Raw genomic sequence first — 20,459 nt, 5'->3', positions numbered from 1 at the left:
CCTCCCGCAAGGGGGAAATCGCCACTTCCGGGATATGGGGCCATGCGCCCAATGCCTTGAGCACCCCCACCGAATGATGGGTCAACGCGATTTCGCGGCCATCGAACGGCGCCTCTGCCAAAGCTGCGGCAGGCGCACGTTCCAGAACCGTGACCGACAGGCCCAGCGCCTCCAGTGAAAGGGCGGTGGCCAACCCGACCGGGCCACCACCGATAATCGTCACGTCGCTTTGCACGTCCTGATACTCCTGTGCGGCTGCATCATCCCATGCCCCTGCCGGGACGGGTCCTGTGGAATCATCCGTTCAATAATTCCGTTCAATAATCATGGGGCACATGATGGAAGCTTCCGGCCTGCGCCCTTTTTCGGGAAAGGGTTCACCAAAAACTTTCTATGGTCCCCTGTGTTATTATCTGGGGTCTTTTTCATCTGCGGCGAAACGGGTGCCTATGCCTTCCCACTGTGCGACATAACCTTCGACCGAGGCGCGCCGTGCGGGGCGGGCATCGGGACCGGGCGTGCCGACAAACAGGAAGCCCGCCAGCCTGTGCGGGGCCTCAAACCCCAGTTCCGCCGCCAGTTGCGGGTCATAGGTCACATCGCCACTGACCCAGACCGCGCCGAACCCGGTCAAATGCAGGGCGTTAAGCACATTCATCGCCGCTGCGGCCACGGCCATTTCCTGTTCAATCAGGGGGATCTTGTGATCGGGACGCAGATGCATGCCCAACGCAATGACCAATGGCATGGTCGAAAACCGTCCGCGCCGCTTTTCGATCTTGGCCTCTGCCACATCCGGGTCAAGGCGCTTCATGCTTGCCACCACCAGTTCGGCGACACGGGCACGGGCGTCGTCGCGGATCACGACATAACGCCACGGACGCAGCCGCCCATGATCGGGTGCGCACATCGCCGCCGAAAGTATCCGTTCAAGCTGCGCCGCATCAGGCGCAGGCTGCACCAGCGCATCGGTGGAAAAGCGTGACAGCAAAAGATCAAGCGATGTCATTACATACGTTCCTTCGATAACGGGTCGGGTGGAACAGCACATGTGCATATCAACGTGCATCGCCCACCGGGCCGTGGGGCGGTGTTGCGACATGCCGATGCCGCCGCGACCCTGCGCACCCCGCCCATCCGCAATACGCGTCGCACCATGCCGCAGATACCGTGCAAAGCCAAGGGAACCGCACCAGCATGCCGCCGCGCGCGCCCCATGCGCACCAGTGGGTGGCAGGATCGGTATGGATTCCACCGCCCCCCTTGCTGTAGAAGGGACAACCATGACCGAACCCCGCTCCGCCACGATTCACCGCGCCACCAGCGAAACCGACATCACCGTGTCCATCAACCTTGATGGCACCGGGCAGACCCGCATCGCCACGGGTATCGGATTTTTCGATCACATGCTGACGGCCCTGGGCCGGCACAGCATGTGCGACCTGACGGTGGAGGCGAAGGGCGACCTGCATATCGACTATCACCACACGGTGGAGGATACGGGCATCGCGCTTGGCAAGGCATTTGCCCGCGCGATCGGCGACAAGCGTGGAATCCGCCGGTATGGCAGCGCGCTCGTCCCGCTTGATGAAGCGCTGAGTGAAGCGGTGATAGATATTTCGGGTCGTCCCTACCTTGCATGGTCGGTGGAGTTCACCCGGGACAAGATCGGGGAGATGGACACCGAACTGTTCGAGGAATTCTTTCGCGCCTTCGCCATGAGTGCGCTGGTGACATTGCATATCACGCAGCGTTCGGGCCGCAACTGCCACCATATCGCCGAAGCCTCGTTCAAGGCGCTGGCCCGCGCATTGCGCATGGCCGCCGAACATGACCCCAGGGCACAGGGCATCGTCCCGTCCACCAAGGGCGTATTGTGACCTTCTACGCCACATGGGCGCCACCGGAACGACCCGATGCGATGGCTGCGACCCTTGTGCCACAACGCATGTCGTGGCTGGTGCTGGTTTTGGGGTGGCCGGGGCTTCTGGCGCGCGGCGCCTTCGTCTCCGGGCTGATGGCCGGGGGCCTGACGCTGATGGCATGGGCCATCGTGCCCCATGGTGTTCCCCTGTTCGTGCTGCTTGCGGCAATGCATGTGCTGGCCGGGATATGCGCCGCGGACATCCTTGCATGGGAACTCCGCCTGCGCGGCCTGGTGCCCGGCCCCGTCATCATGGCCACCAATGCCAGTGATGCCCGCCTGCGCCTGGTACAGGCCACCGTACAGGCCACCGCCCCCTTCACCACCCCGAGTGCATGAGAACGCCGATGTCCTCCCCCCAGCGCCAGTCCATCGTCGTCATCGACTATAACGGCGGCAACCTTGCCTCCGCCGCGCGGGCGCTGACACGCGCGGCGCAGGATTGCGGCATCGCGGCGGATGTCACCATCACCGCCGACCCACACGCCGTACTGGCGGCCGACCGGATCGTCCTGCCCGGACAGGGTGCGTTCGCGGACTGCGCGGCGGGACTTGCCGCACAGCCGGGCCTGCAGGATGCGATCATCGCCGCGACAGACGGGGGCACGCCGTTCCTTGGTATCTGCGTGGGCATGCAACTGATGGCGACACGCGGGCGCGAACATGGGGTGACGCCAGGTTTCGGATGGATCAGGGGCGATATCACCCTGATGTCCGCCCCCGGCCTGCGCCTGCCGCAGATGGGGTGGAACCAGTTGGACTTCACCCCCGGTGCCCACCCCCTGACAGAGGGGCTGGCAGCCGATGCCCACGGCTATTTCGTGCATTCCTTCGCACTGAGCGGCCATGACCCGGCAACCCTTGTGGCCACGACCGATTACGGCGGCGCGGTACCGGCCATTGTCGCGCACGCAAACCGCGCAGGTACGCAGTTCCATGTGGAAAAAAGCCAGAAGGTGGGGCTGCGTATCCTCGCCAACTTCCTGCGCTGGGCCCCGGCACCCGCCACGGGCGGCGCATTGGGGCCGTCATGACGTCCTCCCCCGCCCCGCGCCTGAGCACGGAACGGCTGCAATCGCTGTCGGAAGACGACCTGCACTCCCTGTGCGAGGCGACGCACGCCGCCATCCTTGATGGCGGGGGGTTCGGGTGGCTTTCCCCCCCGCCCCATGATGTGCTGGAACGTTATTTCCGTGGCCTGCTGCTGGTGCCGGAACGCCAGTTGTTCGTCGCGCGCCATGACGGGATGATCGTGGGTGCCGCACAGCTTGTGCGCCCGCCGCGCAATAACGAAGCGCAGGCGATGAGCGCCACCATGATGCATTTCTATATCGCCCCCTATGCCCGTGGGCTGGGACTGGGGCAGATGCTCCTGACCGAGGTGGAGCAGTGCGCCCGCGCGATGGGGTACCAGATCCTCAACCTTGATGTCCGCGCGACGCAGGAAGGGGCCGTCGCCCTGTTCCGTGCGCACGGATTCTATCACTGGGGCACGCACCCCAGCTATGCCCGTGCGAACGGACAGACCGTCAGCGGACTTTTCTTTACCAAGCGCCTGCAGGATGACGAGCGGATCGTGCCCGCCCACCCGCAGGATACCTCCACCCCCATCCCTGCCGCAGGACATGCCGCCGTGACCGGACACAGCCTGACACTCTATCCCGCAATCGACCTCAAGGATGGTGCCTGCGTGCGCCTGCGCCGTGGGGAAATGGACCATGCCACAGTCTATTCCGACGATCCCGGCGCACAGGCGCGCGCCTGGGTCCATGCAGGATACAGATGGCTGCATGTCGTTGACCTTAACGGTGCGTTTGCCGGGCGTTCGGCCAATACCGAGGCGATCGAGGCGATCATCGCCAACGCCACCGTCCCGGTACAGCTTGGCGGTGGGCTGCGTGACCTCGACAGCATCGGCCACTGGCTTTCGGTGGGGATCACGCGCGTCATCCTTGGCAGTGTCGCGGTCAAGAACCCCGACCTTGTGCGCGAGGCATGCCGCCTGTTCCCCGGTCGCATCGTCGCGGGCATCGACGCCCGCAGCGGACAGGTCGCAACCGAAGGCTGGGCCGAAACGTCGGAGATGAAGGCCGTGGAACTTGGCCTGCGGATGCAGGATGCCGGTGTCGCCAGCGTGATCTTTACCGAAATCAGCCGTGACGGCATGCTGACGGGCATCGATATCGCGCAGACGGCGGAACTGGCGAATACGCTGGATATTCCCGTCATCGCCAGCGGCGGCGTCGGCAGCCTCGAACATCTCGAAGCCCTGCGCGCCGCAACTGCGCAGGCACCGGGGATCGAGGGCGTGATCGTTGGGCGCGCGCTGTATGATGGGCGCGTCAATCCCGCCGACGCGCTGCGGGTGCTCGCCTGATGCTGAAGCTTCGCGTCATTCCCTGCCTTGATGTCAAGAACGGGCGCGTGGTCAAGGGCGTCAACTTCGTCTCCCTGCGCGATGCGGGCGACCCGGTGGAACAGGCGGCGGTGTATGACGCGGCGGGGGCGGATGAACTCACGTTCCTTGACATCACCGCCAGCAGTGAAAACCGTGATACCATCCTTGATGTCGTCAACCGCACGGCCGAACGCATCTTCCTGCCGCTGACGGTGGGCGGTGGCGTGCGCACGACTGACGACATGCGCCGCCTGCTGCTGGCGGGGGCGGACAAGTGCGCCATGAACTCGGCCGCGGTATCACGCCCCGAACTCATCAGCGAGGCGGCACGGAAATTCGGCAGCCAGTGTGTGGTCGTCGCGATCGACGCCCGTTCGGACGGGCATGGATCGTGGGAGGTCTATACCCATGGCGGGCGCACCCCCACCGGGCGCAACGTCATTGACTGGTGCCGCGAGGTCGCCGAACGTGGCGCGGGGGAGATCCTGATGACAAGCATGGACCGCGACGGAACGGGCAAGGGGTTTGACCTTGATCTGCTGCGTGCGGCGTGCGGCGCGGTGCGTGTCCCCATTGTCGCATCGGGCGGGGTGGGCGATCTGCATCATTTCATCGAAGGGGCAAAGGCAGGCGCGACAGGGCTTCTGGCGGCCAGTGTCTTTCACTTCGGGCAGTTCACTATACCGCAGGTCAAGCAGGCGCTGGCCGGGGCTGGCCTGCCCGTGCGCCAGACCTGCTGATCCCCCCTTCCCTCCGAACGCAGCCCACGCACGAAAGAGACACGATGCCAAAGCCCCCCAAATCCAAACCCGACGCGCCAAAGGCCCCCAAGGCCAAGAAGGCCGCGACCACCAAAACCCCGGCCAAAGCACCTGCCAAGACCCCGGCCAAGGCGGCGTCAAAGGCTGCGGGCAAGGCCCAGGCCCCCACCATCGCCACAGACATGCCGCAGGCGACGCCAGACGTGCTTGATCGCCTGTTCGAGGTGGTGAGTTCACGGCGCGGCACGGACACATCCATCAGCCATTCCGCCCGCCTGCTGGCACGCGGACGTCGCAAGATCGCACAGAAATTCGGCGAAGAAGCCGTCGAATGCCTGATTGAGGCCGTATCGGGCAATCGTGACGAACTGATCAGCGAAAGCGCGGACGTGCTGTACCACCTGATTGTCATGTGGGTGGATGCAGGCGTTGAACCGCAGGAAGTCTGGTCCGAACTCCTGCGTCGCGAGGGCACAAGCGGCATCGCGGAAAAGGCTGCCCGCCCGCGCGACCCGCTGGCATGACCACACGCCGGACCATCGGCCCCATCGGACACGTGGCGCCATCCACCACGCCACACACCGCATCACCGCATATTATCTGACAAAGGACAGGGCAGAGATCATGGCCGTCAAGGAAAGCCTACCATACGATCCGCAGAACGTCTTCGCGCGTATCCTGCGCGGCGAACTGCCGTGCAACAAGGTCTATGAAAACGACTACGTCCTTGCGTTTCATGACATCGCGCCCAAGGCGCCGATCCATGTGCTGGTCATCCCCAAGGCCCCGTATGTGTCCTTTGCCGATTTCAGCCAAAATGCGTCAGAGGCGGAAATTACCGGGTTCACCCGCGCGGTGGGCCAGGTCGCACGCATCTTGCAGGTTGACGGGCCGGGGTACCGCCTGTTGTCGAATATAGGGGAGGAAGGCGGACAGGAAGTACCGCATTTCCATGTCCATATCTTCGCCGGGCGTGCGCTTGGCCCGATGCTGCCGGAATAATCACCCGGTGGCATAGAGCCCGGCACAATATAGTCGGGTGATACATAAAAGTTTTTGGGTGCCGCCTTTCGATCGAAAAAGGCGGCGTCTTCTGAAGCTTTTTGGAAAAAGCTTCACCAAAAACCTTTATGATTTCAGGATATTATTGAGCCTGACTTTTCAAACAGTCTCTAAAACGCCTTGAATGCCCTTCAGCAGCGACTTGTATTTTCCATTCCCCCTTTCTTGACCTTTTGGGGGCTCTCAGGCGGATGGCACCGCCGGGTCGGCCGCCTGCAAGGCGAACAGGCGGTGATACACCCCATCGGGATGCGCCATCAGTTCCGCATGTGTCCCATCCTCGCACACCGTGCCATGGCGGAAGACGATGATGCGGTCCAACCCCACCACCGTGGACAGGCGATGGGCGATCACCAGCACGGTCCGCCCTGCCATCAGCCGCTCCATCGCCTGCTGGACCAGTTGCTCCGATTCTGAATCGAGGCTGGATGTCGCCTCATCCATGATCAGGATGCGCGCATTGCTCAGGAACGCACGGGCAATGGCAATCCTCTGGCGCTCGCCCCCCGACAGCTTGACCCCGCGTTCGCCCACCATCGTGGCATACCCCAGCGGCAGACGTTCGATAAAGTCCGCCGCATTGGCCAGTTGCGCTGCCCGCACGATTTCAGCAGGGGTGGCGTCAGGCCGGCCATAAGCGATATTGTCACGCAGGGAACGGTGGAACAGCAACGGTTCCTGTGGGACAATCGCGATGGAGGACCGTAAGGAAGATTGCGCCACGGTGGCGATATCGGTGCCGTCGATGGTGATCCGTCCCGCCCGTACGTCATACAGCCGTTGCAGCAGTTTCGTCAGCGTCGTCTTGCCCGATCCCGACGGCCCCACCAGCCCGACACGGCTGCCTGCCGGGATATCAAGGCAAAGGTCTGAAAACAGCGGCGCACGCCCCTGCCCACCATAACCAAACCCGACATGTTCAAAACGGATATGCCCCTGCGTCACATGCAATGCAGGCGCGCCGGGCGGGTCCACGATCCCGGGAGGGCGGGCGAACAGGTTGACGAGTTCGTCCATCTCGTTCACCGCGCGTTGCACGATGGAGATCTGCTGTCCGATATCGCGCAGGTATCCCTGCACCACGAACATCATCGTCAGCACATAGGCCACATCCCCCGCATTGGCCTGCCCCCGCGCCCACAACACCACCACGGCTGCAATCATGCCGATGCGCATGACCAGGGCCGCCAGTGCCTGCAGGTTGGCGCTGTTGGTGCCACGCAGCCACGAACGCACGGTGCGGTGCCGCCAGCGCCCGACAATCCATGCCAGGTGCGCGTCCTCGCGCTGTTCCGCGCCGCTGGCCTTCACCACGGCGTTGCAGGTCACCGCATCCGCCAATGCCGCCCCCATCCGTGTATCCCACGTGTTGGCAAGGCGTGAGGCCGGCGCGACGTACTGCAATGTCAGCACGACCGACAGCACCACCAGCGCCACCGACCCCACCGCCAGCAACAGCCCCATCACCATCCAGTGCAGGCCAAGCACCAGCGTGGTTGCCACCAGCACCAGCGCCTCGGGCACCAGCAGGAGCATGATGGTATCACCCAGCGTATCCATCGCCCATGTCCCGCGCGTGATCTGGCGCACGGTCGAACCGGCGAAATTATTGGCATGCCATTCGCTGGAAAAACGCTGCACCCGCGCAAAGGCCCCGGTCATGATATTTTCCATGACACGGGAATTCAGGTGCGTGATCCCACGATAGGAGGCCCGCCGTCCCATTACCCCAGCAAGGCCCAGTGCAGCCAGCCCCGCGACCATGACCATGGCGTCATGCCTGCTGCCCGGATGGGCATGCGCGACATCATCCACCAGCCATCCCGCAAGCAGCGGCGTCAGAACATCGGTCAGGGTCGCGACCATCACCCCGCCCAGCGTCCATCCAAGCAGGGCCGGATGCATCCGCCAGCGCGCAATGGCGAAACCAAGGACAGCAACAAAAGTACGCCGCGCCCGCGCAGGATCGCGCGATGTGGGAAGGGTCGTGGTGGGGTTGGTCATGTCTATTCCGATACCCGCGCGGAACCGGCATGTCGCGCACGGGGGCTGTGGTGAAAGGCGATGAGGCTGTGTTTGAAATACACTGGTAACGGGGAACGATAAAATTTCCGGTGATGTCCTTCGTTTCACTACGGATAACGCCTTGAGCAAGGCTTTCCGGGACGGCCCCACCAGAAACTTTTACTTTCCCCAGATGCCCTCACGATCATCTTTTCAGACACCCTCAACAAAGAGGATACGGACGACTATCCGACCCTGGGGGCACGGAACAAGCGTCAAAGTGGTGCGACGCATGGATTTACAGAATATTGCAAAGGGTGGAAGAAAGACAGCATCGCCATTATCGTGATCCAGGACCGAGCATGACCACCCCCGCCCGACCCGGCCCCCGCCCTGCCCGCCGCGCCATGACACGCGCCGAAGTCCGCACCTTCATCGAACAGCTTGCCGCCGCCAATCCAGAGGCACGCAGCGAGCTTAACTTCGTCGATGATTTCACGCTGCTGGTCTCCGTCGTGCTGTCAGCACAGGCAACCGATGCATCGGTCAACCGCGCCACGGCAGGACTGTTTACCGACGCGCCCGACCCGGCGGCGATGGTTGCACTGGGCGAGGAAAAGGTTGGCGCGCATATCCGCTCCATCGGGCTGTGGCGGACCAAGGCACGCAATGTCGTCGCCCTGTCGCAACAGTTGCTCGACCGCTTTGGCGGGATGGTGCCACATGACCGCGCGGCGTTGGAATCCCTGCCCGGTGTGGGACGCAAGACCGCGAATGTGGTGATGAACATCGCCTTTGGCGACAGCACGATGGCGGTGGACACGCATATCTTCCGCCTTGGCAACCGCACCGGCCTTGCCCCTGGCACAACGCCACGCGCGGTAGAGGAGCAGTTGGTCAAACGCATCCCTGCCGACATGCTGCGCCCCGCCCATCACTGGTTGATCCTGCAGGGACGTTATGTGTGCAAGGCCCGCAAACCCGAATGCTGGCGCTGTCCCGCCTTTGCACCGTGCCAGTATCGCCTGAAGGATGATATCCGGCACGACGCCCCCACATCACAGGCATGATTTGAAAATATCATGACGTGAGATAAAGTTTTCTGGCGAAACTTTTGTCGAAAAGCGCCCCCCCCTCCGCCTGAAAGATAAGTGTTACGCCTCCGAGGCTTTCATACCCATCCCAAAGACAGGTATTAAAAAAGCAATCGCCGACAACACACTGAAACAATAAAATTTTTTGGAAATTTCCAAAATATCACAATCAGGAAAGGGATTTTACCATCCCTTAGAATCTGTTTAAAAAAACAGGCTGAATAACATCCTGAAATTATAAAGGTTTTTGGTGAAGCTTTTTTCCAAAAAGCTTCAGAAGACGCCGCCTTTTTGAAAAAAGACGGCACCCAAAAACTTTTCCTGTTCCTTATCAATGATTTGTTTTCAAACAGCCTCTCAAGCAATCATGCCGGAAGACCTTCACGCAGCGCTATTCCGCCTGCGCCATCGGCAGGTTGGGCGTCCCATGCTGCCCCGGTCCCATCACCCATGGCCGTGCGCCACGCACCTGCCGGTCGGAACGTACCACCACCCCGTGATGGGACGTAAGATACAACGCCTGCGCACCGGATCTCCATAATGTCAGATAATCGACAGGCGTCACGTCAGTACACGCCCCCTGCCCCACGGCGCGCAATGCACCGGACAGTATCACAACGCCATCCATCCCGGCGCAGGATGCCGCCGCCGTGCCATCGCGCAAACGCATCATGATACGATGCCCCCCACGCGCCAGCACACACATGCCCGCCTGACAGGTCAGACGCCCATCCGGCGTGGTCATGTCATCGTCCACGATGACGGCGCGACGGTCCAGCACGCGCACCCAGTCGCGCAAAACGAAGCTATCCACATGTCCCTTTGGCCCGACCAGCAGCCGGGGGCCATCCACCACCGCCAGCATCCGTCCCTGTGCCGGGATGATGACATCGGGCGCGCGCACCATCCATGGCGTCATCATGGCGATGGCGATCGGCATGACGCCGCATATCCGCCAGGTCGGACGCGTCCACAGACATAACCAGCACAGACCTGCGAAATATAGTCCCAGTCCCCACATGGGCATCTGTGGCACACCCACATGCGCGCCCGGCCATGCCGCAACATGATGCGCCAGCCAGATGACCACCGCATTGCCCCATCCCATCGGCACCAGCGCCAGCGAATCAAGGCCCACAGGCATCAGCACCAGCGCGCCCATCGCACACGGCATGATCCACAGCGCCGCCAGCGGGACCGCAATCAGGTTGGCCAGCACGAACCATGCGCCGACATCCGCAAAATGTGCCATGCCAACCGGCAGGCAGGCCAATCCGGCAAGGAGACTGGCCAAAGACAGATGCCCCACCCGCCCGATCATGCGCTGCCATGCATATTCCCCGTCGCGCAGCAGGCGCAGCGGCACCGCGCAGACCTCGAACCCCGCCCCCAGCGCCATGACAGCCGCCGCCGACATCTGCATCGGCAGTTCAAGCATCTCCCCCGGTTCCAGCAGCAGCATGCCCCCCATCGCCAGCGCAAGGGAACGCAGGGAAAGCACACGCCGTCCCGTCAGGATCGCCAGCGTCGCCACGGCCGCCATCACAAGGCCGCGCTGCGCCGGCAGGTGCGCACCCGTCAGCAGCACATAGCCACATCCCAGCACCAGCCCCGCCACCGCCGCGACCTGCCTGCACGGCCACCAAAGTGATGCGCGTTCCGAAAGCGCCAGAACGAAGCGCACGACCGCGATGCCCAGCCCCATGACGATCCCGATATGCAGTCCCGCCACAGCCAGCAGGTGCGCCAGCCCCGAATCCGCGAAATCAGCACGCGTCCGTGCCGAAAGCCCGCCCGATCCCCCCGTCAGCAGCGTCACGGCCATCGCGCCACGCTGATCCGGCAGGACATCCATGACCCGTTGCGCAATACGCGCCCGTACCCGCCCCAGCCAGACGGACCACGCCCCCGCCGTACCGGCGGTCATCACGGCAACATCCAGCGCACGGGCCGATCCGCCGATCCCCGCGAACCAGGCCCGTCGCTGCGCATCATACCCACCGGGCAGGTCCGGCGGCATTGGCGGGCGTAACAGTGCCCGCACCGTGATCCACATCCCTGGCGACAGCGTCTGCATGTCCCCATCACGCAGGCGCAGGCGGATCATGCGGCGCATCGGCGGCATGCCGATATCAATGCCATCAAGCAGGCGCACATGCGCAAGGTCCACACGACGGCGCGTCCCGCCATCCGGTGCGGCCACGTCCTCCACCGCGATGATCTGCCCCCGCATATGGGTGGCGCGATGCGGCAGGTCGGGAAATGGTGCCGCATGGTGCGCGGCCACCCATGCGGCAAGGAACCCGCATACGGCGGCACATGACAGGCCCGCGCCGAGACGCACACGCAGCAGATCGCCACGCCAGCGCACAAGCCCCGCCCCAAGCAGCGCGACCATGGCAAGGAACATGACCCACCCCATGCCGGGTTCGCACGACAAGGTGAAATAGGCCGCATTCCCCCCAGCCATCGCCACCGGCAGCCACAGCGCCAGCCGCCCGCGCTGCATCCACAGCCGCGCCGCCAGATCCGTTGCAAACCGCGCATACAGGCACCGCACATGCGACCACAGACGCGGCCACCGGGGATGAAGCCAGAAGGCAGAGCATCGGGCAGACCACCGGGCAAGCGACAGGAAAAGCCGTGGGAAAAGCCACCGGCAGGGCCATCGGGACGACCATCGTGCATGCCATCGGTCGTGGGGAATGGGGGGCTCCGTCAGGTTAGGGCAGATCCTGTTTGAATGCGTGCCTTCAAACAGGTGAAGATGCTCGTAAAAACAATAAACCGGAGCATTTTCACCGAACCGGTTTTCGGTGGAAATGCTCTGGCGCAATGAAGGATGATGATTCGGGTATATACCATGACCACCACAGGAAGCATCGGCACCCCCTGACGGCGATATTGGCATGCACCGACACACCTGCCCCCTGTTGGCAGGGGCCAACACATGCTAAGGAGCCGTTTCATGACTGTCCGTACACGCTTCGCCCCCAGCCCCACCGGCCTGCTGCATATCGGCAATGCCCGTGCCGCCCTGTTCAACTTCCTCTATGCCCGCCACCACGGCGGGAAATTCCTCCTTCGCGTGGAGGATACGGACCGCGAACGCTCCACCCAGAAGGCGGTGGATGTGCTGTTCGACGGTCTGGCATGGATGGGAATCCAGTCGGACGAGGAACCGGTGTTCCAGTCCACGCGCCAGGAACGCCACGCGCAGGTCGCGCATGAACTGCTGGAACGCGGGTTGGCCTATCGCTGTTACTGCACGGCCGAAGAGCTCAAGGAAATGCGTGAAACCGCGATGGCGGAGGGACGCCCCCCCCGCTATAACGGCATGTGGCGCGACCGTGACCCCGCCGACGCGCCGAAAGACACCCCCCATACCGTGCGCATCAAGGCCCCGCGTGAGGGGGAGACGGTCCTGCACGACCTTGTGCAGGGCGAAGTGCGCGTCGCCAACGCCGAAATGGATGACATGATCATCCTGCGCGCCGACGGCACCCCCGTCTATCAGCTTGCGGTGGTGGTCGATGACCATGACATGGACATCACACATGTCATCCGTGGCGATGACCACCTGACCAATACCTTCCGCCAGGCAATGATCTATCGCGCGATGGGCTGGGACCTGCCGAAGTTCGCGCACCTGCCGCTTATCCACGGCCCCGACGGCGCCAAGCTGTCGAAACGCCACGGCGCGCAGTCGGTGGTGGAGTTCCGGGAGATGGGATATCTGCCCGAAGCCCTGAACAACTACCTCCTGCGCCTTGGCTGGGGGCATGGCGATGCGGAAATCCTGTCGCGGGAGGAACAGATCAGGCTGTTCGACCTCGACGGGGTGGGGCGTTCCCCCTCGCGCATGGATTACGCCAAGCTGCTGCATATCAACGGCGTGTGGATGCGCCAGGCGGATGATGCACGCCTGACCGATGACGTGATGGACCGCCTGGCGCAGATGGACGGCGTGTCCACGGACGAGGCGATGCGCGCGCGCGTGCTGCGCCTGATGCCCGGCCTGAAGGAACGGGCCAAGACGCTGGTTGAACTCGCGGACAGTGCGGCGTTCCTTGGCCGCTCCATCCCGCTGTCGTTCGATGCCAAGGCGCAGAAGCTGCTGACCCCCGAAAACCGCGCGATGCTTGCACGGCTTGGCGCGGCCCTTGGCGCACTTGCACCGTTCGACGGGCCGGGGATCGACGCAACCCTGCGGCAGTTCGCCGAGGAAAACGAACTCAAGCTCGGCAAGGTGGCGCAACCGCTGCGCGCGGCGGTCACGGGGTCGAGCATGTCGCCCGGCATTGACGACACGCTGCTCGCACTGGGCCGTGACGAAGTCCTTGCCCGCATCAAGGCTGTTGCCGATGAATGAACGCGTGACCCATCCCCCTGCCCCACCGCGCGCGACGGGGGGGGCAGTTCTTTCGCACCTCCCCCCGCCACCTGCTGGGGGTACAGGGCATGCACCCGACACGCATCACCCCGATCCTCGACCTTGCAGACAGCTATACGCTGCTGAACCGTTCGCGAAAGACGCCGCGCGACCTGCTGCGTGGCCGCACGGTCATCAACCTGTTTTTCGAGGACAGCACCCGCACCCGCACGTCCTTTGAACTGGCGGGCAAGCGGCTGGGCGCGGATGTGGTGAACATGTCGGTGGCCAATTCGTCGGTGAACAAGGGCGAAACGCTGCTGGACACGGCCGCGACGCTGAATGCGATGCATACCGACCTGCTGGTGGTGCGCCATTCGCAATCCGGCGCCCCCGCCCTGCTGGCGCAGAAGGTGGAGGCCAGTGTCGTCAACGCGGGCGATGGCACGCATGAACATCCCACGCAGGCCCTTCTCGACGCGCTGACGATCCGTCGCCATTTTGGCGGCCTGCATGGCCTGACGGTCGCGATCTGCGGCGATATCAGCCATAGCCGCGTGGCACGGTCGAACATTCACCTGCTGACGGCCATGGGCTGCACGGTGCGCGTGGTCGGGCCGCCAACACTGGTGCCCGGCGCGATCGCCGCACTGGGCGTCAGCATCCATTACACGATGGAAGAGGGCCTGCGCGACGCGGATGTGGTCATGATGCTGCGGGTGCAGCGCGAACGCATGAAGGGCGGCCAGGTGCCCAGCCCGCGTGAATATTTCCGGTATTTCGGGCTGGATAACAAACGTCTGGCCCTGGCACGGCCCGGCGCGCTGGTGATGCATCCCGGCCCGATGAACCGGGGCGTGGAAATCGACAGCCGCGTCGCCGATTCCGAACAGAGCGTGATTCGCGAACAGGTGGAAATGGGGGTGGCGGTGCGCATGGCCGTGCTCGACCTCCTCTCCCGCGGGGAGGATACGCGATGAGCGCGACCGTCTTTGAAAATGTGCGCCTGATTGACCCGGCGAGCGGTCTGGACCGCCCGGGACGCCTGCTGGTGCGTGATGGTATGATCGCGGGCGTGGACCTGCCACAGGCCGAGGGCACGCCAGAGGGCGCGGCCATCGTACGTGGCGACGGACGCATGGTACTGTGCCCCGGGCTGGTGGACATGCGCGTCACCATCGGGGAACCGGGATTCGAATATCGCGAAACCGTGGCCTCGGCGGCACGCGCGGCGGTCGCGGGCGGGATCACGACCATCGCGGTGCTGCCCAACTGCCTCCCCACCATCGACGACCCGGCGCTGGTGCGTCTGTTGCGCACGCGTGGCGAGGAAACCGGCATGATCGGTATCCTGCCCTATGGCGCGCTGACACGCGGGTGCGCTGGCAGCGAAATGGCGGAAATCGGCCTGCTGAACGAAGCCGGTGCGGTGGCCTTTACCGATGGTATCCGCGCGATTGGCGATACGCGCCTGATGCGGCAGTTGCTGACCTATTCCCGCGCATTCGGCGCGATGGTCGTGCAACACCCGGAGGACCCGTCGCTGGCGCGGGGCGGGTGCGCCACCGATGGCGAACTTGCCACGCGCCTTGGCCTGCCGGGCATCCCCCCCGCGGCAGAGGCAATCCTGATCGCACGTGACCTGCGCCTTGCACGCATGACGGGTGGCCGACTGCATTTCGGCCATGTCTCCACCGCGGAAGGGCTGGACCTGATCCGGCAGGCAAAGGCGGACGGGCTGCGTGTTACCTGTGATACAGCGCCCCCTTATTTCGACCTGAACGAAACGGTGATCGGTGATTTCCGCACCTATGCCAAGCTTTCGCCCCCCCTGCGGGCGGAGGCCGACCGACGCGCGGTCTGCGCGGCCCTGGCGGATGGCACGATTGACGCCATCGCATCGGACCACGCGCCATGCGATGCGGACGACAAGCGCCAGCCCTTTGCCGTTGCCGCGGCAGGGGGAACCGGCCTTGCCACATTGCTGTCGGTAACGCTGGCGCAGGTGCATGCAGGCAACCTGACGCTGTCTGATGCGCTGGGGCTGCTGACGCATCGCCCTGCCGCCCTGCTGCGCAGCAAGGCGGGGACGCTGGCGACGGGCGCACCTGCCGACCTGTGCCTGTTCGATGCCGAACGCGCATGGAAGGTGGAGGCCGGGGAACTGCCCGGCAAGGCACAGAACACCCCCTTTGACGGTCGCGCGCTGGAGGGACGGGTACTGGCGACATGGAAGGCCGGGCGACAGGTCTTTGGCCTGGATGCGTCATGATCTACGGCATTCCATCCTATGACCTCCCGCTCATGGCGGCGGTGGGGTTCCTGTCCTACCTGATCGGCAGCATTCCCTTCGGGCTGGTGCTGACGGCGCTGTCGGGCGGGGGCGACATCCGCAAGATCGGGTCGGGCAATATCGGCGCAACCAATGTCCTGCGCACCGGGAACAAGAAACTGGCGGCGGGGACACTTGCCCTTGACGGGACCAAGGGGGCATTCGCGGTCTTTTGCGCATTCGTGCTGTGCCCGTTCCATACCGAAGCCGCCGAAGCGCTGGCGGCGGCATGTGCCGTGGCGGGCCACTGCTTCCCCGTGTGGCTAAAATTCCGTGGCGGCAAGGGGGTTGCGACGGGCCTGGGCGCGATGATCGCCCTGTCACCTGCCATCGGTCTGTGCTGCTGCGCCATGTGGCTGATCTTCGCACGGGCGACGCGCATCTCCTCCGCCGGGGCGCTGGTGGCATTCGCGGCCCTGCCGCTTGTCATGATCTGGCCAGGGCACGTGCCTTTCTCTTCCCCGCTCTATCTGGCGGGCGTGCTGATCGCTGCACTGATCATTGCACGGCACCATACCAACATCACCCGCATCTTTCGCGGGACCGAACCCCGGATCGGGCAGGCCCGCACGACAGGCCGGGACGGCACATGACCCCGCCGGACCATGCCCGCGTGGCCGCCTGCCTGCGGCTTGCACGGACACGGGGCATCGGTCCGGTTTCCTACCATCGCCTGATCCGCAAATATGGCGATGCGGGCGCGGCACTCGACATGCTGCTTCGCGGGCCGGAGGCGGGGCACGTACCGCCCTTGGGCGAGATCGCGCGCGAAATGGACCGCACGGCGGCCATTGGCGGACATATCCTCATTCATGGCGACGCGGACTATCCCCCCGCCCTTGCGATGGTGGCCGACGCACCGCCCGTCCTGTCGGTCATGGGGGATATGACGCTGCTGCGGGGGCGGATCGTCGGCGTGGTGGGCGCACGCAATGCCTCCGCCGGGGGGATGCGCATCGCACAGAGCCTTGCGACCATGCTGGCGGGGGCGGGTGTGACCGTCATGTCGGGCCTGGCACGCGGGATCGACGCCGCCGCGCATCGTGGCGCGTTGCCCGCACGGCGCACGGTGGCGGCCATCGCAGGTGGCCTCGACTGCCCCTATCCCCCGGAGCATGGCCGCCTGCACGATGAAATCGCCCAACAGGGCGCACTGATTACCGAGGCCCCGCCCGGCACCATGCCCCAGGCGCGGCATTTCCCGCGTCGCAACCGCCTGATCGCGGGAATCAGCCTTGGCTGCGTGGTGATCGAGGCGGCCATGCGTTCAGGCAGCCTCATCACCGCGCGCATGGCGCTCGACTATGACAGGATCGTGTTCGCGGTGCCCGGCTCGCCGCTCGACCCGCGTTGCAACGGCAGCAATGCCCTGTTGCGCCAGGGCGCCATATTGACGGAGAATGAACGCGACATCCTGCGTGAACTGCCATCGGGGCCTGTGCCGTCGCCTCTTTTCACACCTGCGCCGGACCCGGTTCCAAGGGGGGTGGAAATGGCGGAAAACATGCCTTCTTCCCCCCGTATGGATGGGCATGGAGCCCATGCGGCGGTGCTGGAGCTACTGTCTTTTGCACCATCGAGTGTTGACGATCTTGTACGGCGCTGCCAGTTCTCGACGGCAACCGTCCTTACGGTACTGTCGGAAATGGAGATGTCGGGCCTGATCGACATCCTTGCGGGGGATATGGTCGTCCTGTCTTCCGCCCCCCCGGCATGACCACGGACAACCGATGGATTGAAACGCGTGATCCGGAGACACAATGACTGACGTCGTGGTGGTCGAATCGCCAGCCAAGGCGAAAACGATCAATAAGTATCTGGGTGACAACTATACCGTTCTCGCCTCCTTCGGGCATGTACGCGACCTTCCCCCAAAGGATGGCAGCGTACGTCCCGACGAAGGTTTCGCCATGATCTGGGAAGCCGATGAACGCGGCGCCAAGCAGATGGCGGCGATCGCACGCGCGCTGCGCGGGGCGCGGCACCTGTATCTGGCGACTGACCCGGATCGTGAGGGGGAAGCCATCTCGTGGCATGTCCGCTCCATGCTGGAGGAGAAGAACCTCCTCAAGGGCGTGGACGTGCAGCGCGTGACCTTTAACGAAATCACGAAAAGCGCCATCCAGACCGCCATGGCGCATCCGCGCGACCTCGATTTTCCGCTGATCGAGGCCTATCTGGCGCGCCGTGCGCTCGACTACCTCGTCGGTTTCACACTGTCGCCGGTGTTGTGGCGCAAACTGCCGGGTTCACGCAGCGCGGGGCGCGTGCAATCCGTCGCCCTGCGCCTGATCTGTGAGCGCGAGGCCGAGATCGAGGTCTTCCGCCCGCGTGAATACTGGTCCATTGCCGCCCTTTTCTCCACGCCGAAAGGGGCGGCCTTCACCGCGCGGCTGACGCATCTTGATGGCGCGAAGCTTGACCAGTTCGACCTGAATGACGAAGCCTCCGCCATGGCCGCCAAGGCCAGGGTCGAGGCTGGAAGCTTCAGCGTCGGTGCGGTGGAACGGCGCAAGGTCAAACGCAACCCGCCCCCGCCCTTCACCACGTCAACCATGCAGCAGGAAGCATCGCGCAAGCTGGGCATGGGCGCGCAAGTCGCGATGCGCACGGCGCAGCAGCTTTACGAAGGCATAGATATCGGCGGCGAGACGGTCGGCCTTATCACCTATATGCGAACCGATGGCGTGCAGATGGCGGGAGAGGCCATCGGCGCGATCCGTTCGCATATCGGCACGACGTTCGGCACCGAATACGTGCCCGAAAAAGCCCGCGTTTATGCCACCAAGGCCAAGAACGCACAGGAAGCGCATGAAGCCATCCGCCCCACGGACGTGCGCCGCAGCCCCGCGGACATGGCGCGTTACCTGAACGCAGACCAGAAGCGGCTGTATGACCTGATCTGGAAACGCTCCGTCGCCAGCCAGATGCAGTCGGCGGAACTCGACCAGGTGGCGGTTGACCTGCACGATGCGCACGCACGCTGCACCCTGCGCGCCACGGGGTCGATGATCGCATTCGACGGGTTCCTGCGCCTCTATAGCGAAGGGCGCGACGACAGCGCGACCAAGTCCGAGGACGATTCGGACCAGGACCGCATGCTCCCGGCCATGAGCGAGGGCGACGCCCTCAGGCGTGGGGAGGTCACGGCGGACCAGCACTTCACCCAGCCGCCGCCGCGCTATTCCGAGGCCTCGTTGGTGAAGAAGATGGAGGAAATCGGCATTGGCCGTCCCTCCACCTATGCTTCCATCCTGACGGTGCTGCGCGACCGCAACTATGTCCGTCTGGAAAGCCGCCGCTTCATCCCCGAGGATCGCGGACGGCTGGTGACGGCATTCCTGACCTCGTTTTTCGAACGTTATGTCGATACGCAGTTCACGGCCGGGCTGGAGGAACAGCTTGACGACATTTCCGGCGGGCGGGCGAACTGGCGCGATGTGATGTCGGCATTCTGGACCGACTTCTCCCACGCCGTGGACCAGACCAAGGACCTCAAGATCTCCGACGTCATCAGCGCGCTGGATGCGGATCTTGCGCCCTATTTCTTCCCCCCGCGTGACGATGGGGGCGACCCGCGCGTCTGCACCGCATGCGGCACCGGGCGGCTGGGGCTGAAACTGGGACGGTATGGCGCGTTCATCGGCTGTTCCAATTACCCCACATGCCAGTACACCCGCCGCCTTGTGGTGGACCCCAAGGAGGCGGAAGACGCGGATTCGCTGAAGGAAGGGATGCGCGTTCTGGGCAATGCGCCGGACGGTGGCCCCGAAGTTACCGTGCGGCGCGGGCCGTGGGGTCTTTATGTGCAGCTTGGCGAACCTGATCCCGAGGACAAGAAGGCCAAGCCCAAGCGCGCGACCATCCCGCGCGGGATCGAGGGGGACAAGATCACGCTGGAACAGGCGGTTGGTCTTCTGTCGCTGCCGCGCATCGTGGGCATGCACCCCGAAACAGGCGAACCGATCGAGGCAGGGTTGGGCCGGTTTGGCCCGTATGTGAAGATGGGCGCCGTGTACGGTTCGCTTGACAAGGATGACGACGTCCTGACGGTGGGGCTGAACCGCGCGGTTGATGCGCTGGCGAAAAAGCTGGCCTCCATCCGCACCATTGGTCCGCACCCCAAGGACGGGGAACCGGTCATGGTGCGCAAGGGCCGCTTTGGCCCCTATGCCCAGCACGGGCAGATCGTCGCCACCCTGCCGCGCGGGCAGGACATGAATGACGTCACCATGGACGAGGCGCTGGCCCTGCTGGCGGAAAAGGGCAAGCCCCTGAAGCCCAAGGGCAAGACCACAAAGGCGAAGGCCGCCCCGCGCAAGGCCCGGACGACCAGGGCGAAGGCGGCGGATGCCGACGCCCCCGCCGATGGGGACGCCCCGGCGAAACCCGCCCGCAAGACCACCGCGAAAAAGGCCACAACCACGAAGAAGGCAGCCCCGAAGAAAGCGGCGACCCCGCGTACCCGCAAGGCCACGACCGCCAAGGCCACATCGGACAAGGCCGACTGAC

Annotated in this window: 18 protein-coding genes (1 of these 18 running past the window's edge); 14 read left to right on the top strand and 4 right to left on the bottom strand. The window is 64.2% G+C overall.

Features of this window, described 5'->3' with window-relative positions; translation table 11 throughout:
- Both ubiM and FYB92_RS05830 read right to left on the bottom strand, forming a co-directional pair.
- Nucleotides 1–235 carry the 5' portion of a 5-demethoxyubiquinol-8 5-hydroxylase UbiM gene (ubiM, locus tag FYB92_RS05835; RefSeq protein WP_408902341.1) on the bottom strand. It extends 944 nt beyond the left edge of the window, so only the first 235 of its 1,179 coding nucleotides appear in the window; it begins with the start codon at nucleotides 233–235; its stop codon lies beyond the left edge, outside the window.
- A 174-nt stretch (nucleotides 236–409) separates the two neighbouring features.
- Nucleotides 410–1,009 (bottom strand): nitroreductase, encoded by a 600-nt coding sequence (locus tag FYB92_RS05830; protein WP_040513061.1) that lies wholly within the window; start codon nucleotides 1,007–1,009, stop codon nucleotides 410–412.
- Between the two features lie 274 nt (nucleotides 1,010–1,283).
- On the opposite strand from FYB92_RS05830, the gene hisB reads away from it, so the two are divergent.
- From hisB to FYB92_RS05795, 7 genes are all read left to right on the top strand, one after another.
- On the top strand, nucleotides 1,284–1,880 hold the full coding sequence (gene hisB / locus FYB92_RS05825) for an imidazoleglycerol-phosphate dehydratase HisB (protein WP_003622348.1): 597 nt from the start codon (nucleotides 1,284–1,286) through the stop codon (nucleotides 1,878–1,880).
- Nucleotides 1,877–2,263, top strand: coding sequence for a hypothetical protein (locus FYB92_RS05820; RefSeq protein ID WP_332828346.1), 387 nt, complete (start codon nucleotides 1,877–1,879; stop codon nucleotides 2,261–2,263). The genes hisB and FYB92_RS05820 overlap by 4 nt, the downstream gene beginning before the upstream one ends.
- Before the next feature lie 8 nt (nucleotides 2,264–2,271).
- Complete coding sequence (gene hisH / locus FYB92_RS05815; RefSeq protein ID WP_003622344.1) at nucleotides 2,272–2,958, top strand: imidazole glycerol phosphate synthase subunit HisH; 687 nt, start codon at nucleotides 2,272–2,274, stop codon at nucleotides 2,956–2,958.
- Nucleotides 2,955–4,301, top strand: coding sequence for a 1-(5-phosphoribosyl)-5-[(5-phosphoribosylamino)methylideneamino]imidazole-4-carboxamide isomerase (gene hisA / locus FYB92_RS05810; RefSeq protein WP_048858890.1), 1,347 nt, complete (start codon nucleotides 2,955–2,957; stop codon nucleotides 4,299–4,301). The genes hisH and hisA overlap by 4 nt, the downstream gene beginning before the upstream one ends.
- The gene (hisF, locus tag FYB92_RS05805) at nucleotides 4,301–5,062 is read left to right on the top strand and encodes an imidazole glycerol phosphate synthase subunit HisF (RefSeq protein ID WP_003622339.1); all 762 of its coding nucleotides are present in this window, start codon (nucleotides 4,301–4,303) and stop codon (nucleotides 5,060–5,062) included. Before hisA ends, hisF begins: the two co-directional genes overlap by 1 nt.
- 203 nt (nucleotides 5,063–5,265) lie before the next feature.
- Complete coding sequence (locus FYB92_RS05800) at nucleotides 5,266–5,607, top strand: phosphoribosyl-ATP diphosphatase (protein WP_225578829.1); 342 nt, start codon at nucleotides 5,266–5,268, stop codon at nucleotides 5,605–5,607.
- Nucleotides 5,608–5,707: 100 nt separating this feature from the next.
- Complete coding sequence (locus FYB92_RS05795) at nucleotides 5,708–6,085, top strand: histidine triad nucleotide-binding protein (protein ID WP_003622335.1); 378 nt, start codon at nucleotides 5,708–5,710, stop codon at nucleotides 6,083–6,085.
- Nucleotides 6,086–6,328: 243 nt separating this feature from the next.
- Here FYB92_RS05795 and FYB92_RS05790 read toward each other — a convergent pair whose 3' ends face one another.
- A complete protein-coding gene (locus FYB92_RS05790; RefSeq protein ID WP_332828345.1) occupies nucleotides 6,329–8,149 on the bottom strand; it encodes an ABC transporter ATP-binding protein in 1,821 nt (606 codons plus the stop codon).
- A 362-nt stretch (nucleotides 8,150–8,511) separates the two neighbouring features.
- On the opposite strand from FYB92_RS05790, the gene nth reads away from it, so the two are divergent.
- Entirely contained in the window at nucleotides 8,512–9,219 is a 708-nt protein-coding gene (nth, locus tag FYB92_RS05785; RefSeq protein WP_281650097.1) for an endonuclease III, read from the top strand.
- 415 nt (nucleotides 9,220–9,634) lie between these two features.
- On the opposite strand, the gene FYB92_RS05780 is transcribed toward nth, so the two are convergent.
- Nucleotides 9,635–11,803, bottom strand: a complete 2,169-nt coding sequence (locus tag FYB92_RS05780) for a ComEC/Rec2 family competence protein (protein ID WP_332828344.1) — start codon at nucleotides 11,801–11,803, stop codon at nucleotides 9,635–9,637.
- Nucleotides 11,804–12,211: 408 nt separating this feature from the next.
- On the opposite strand from FYB92_RS05780, the gene gltX reads away from it, so the two are divergent.
- The 6 genes from gltX (at nucleotide 12,212) to topA (ending at nucleotide 20,458) form a co-directional block, all read left to right on the top strand.
- Nucleotides 12,212–13,615 carry a glutamate--tRNA ligase gene (gene gltX, locus FYB92_RS05775; RefSeq protein WP_332828343.1) on the top strand — a complete coding sequence of 468 codons (1,404 nt, stop codon included), beginning with the start codon at nucleotides 12,212–12,214 and terminating at the stop codon, nucleotides 13,613–13,615.
- Between the two features lie 89 nt (nucleotides 13,616–13,704).
- Nucleotides 13,705–14,595, top strand: coding sequence for an aspartate carbamoyltransferase catalytic subunit (locus tag FYB92_RS05770; protein ID WP_231105661.1), 891 nt, complete (start codon nucleotides 13,705–13,707; stop codon nucleotides 14,593–14,595).
- Nucleotides 14,592–15,887: a dihydroorotase family protein gene (locus FYB92_RS05765; RefSeq protein WP_075595628.1), complete on the top strand. Its 1,296-nt coding sequence runs from the start codon at nucleotides 14,592–14,594 to the stop codon at nucleotides 15,885–15,887. The genes FYB92_RS05770 and FYB92_RS05765 overlap by 4 nt, the downstream gene beginning before the upstream one ends.
- Nucleotides 15,884–16,540, top strand: coding sequence for a glycerol-3-phosphate 1-O-acyltransferase PlsY (plsY, locus tag FYB92_RS05760; protein ID WP_332828342.1), 657 nt, complete (start codon nucleotides 15,884–15,886; stop codon nucleotides 16,538–16,540). Before FYB92_RS05765 ends, plsY begins: the two co-directional genes overlap by 4 nt.
- Nucleotides 16,537–17,664, top strand: coding sequence for a DNA-processing protein DprA (gene dprA / locus FYB92_RS05755; protein ID WP_332828341.1), 1,128 nt, complete (start codon nucleotides 16,537–16,539; stop codon nucleotides 17,662–17,664). The genes plsY and dprA overlap by 4 nt, the downstream gene beginning before the upstream one ends.
- Nucleotides 17,665–17,707: 43 nt before the next feature.
- Nucleotides 17,708–20,458 carry a type I DNA topoisomerase gene (gene topA / locus FYB92_RS05750; RefSeq protein ID WP_075624547.1) on the top strand — a complete coding sequence of 917 codons (2,751 nt, stop codon included), beginning with the start codon at nucleotides 17,708–17,710 and terminating at the stop codon, nucleotides 20,456–20,458.
- Nucleotide 20,459: the final 1 nt, after the last annotated feature.

This window comes from Novacetimonas sp. GS1, assembly GCF_036686925.1.
GTDB lineage: Bacteria > Pseudomonadota > Alphaproteobacteria > Acetobacterales > Acetobacteraceae > Novacetimonas > Novacetimonas hansenii.
This window is presented reverse-complemented; position numbering and strand designations above follow the sequence as displayed.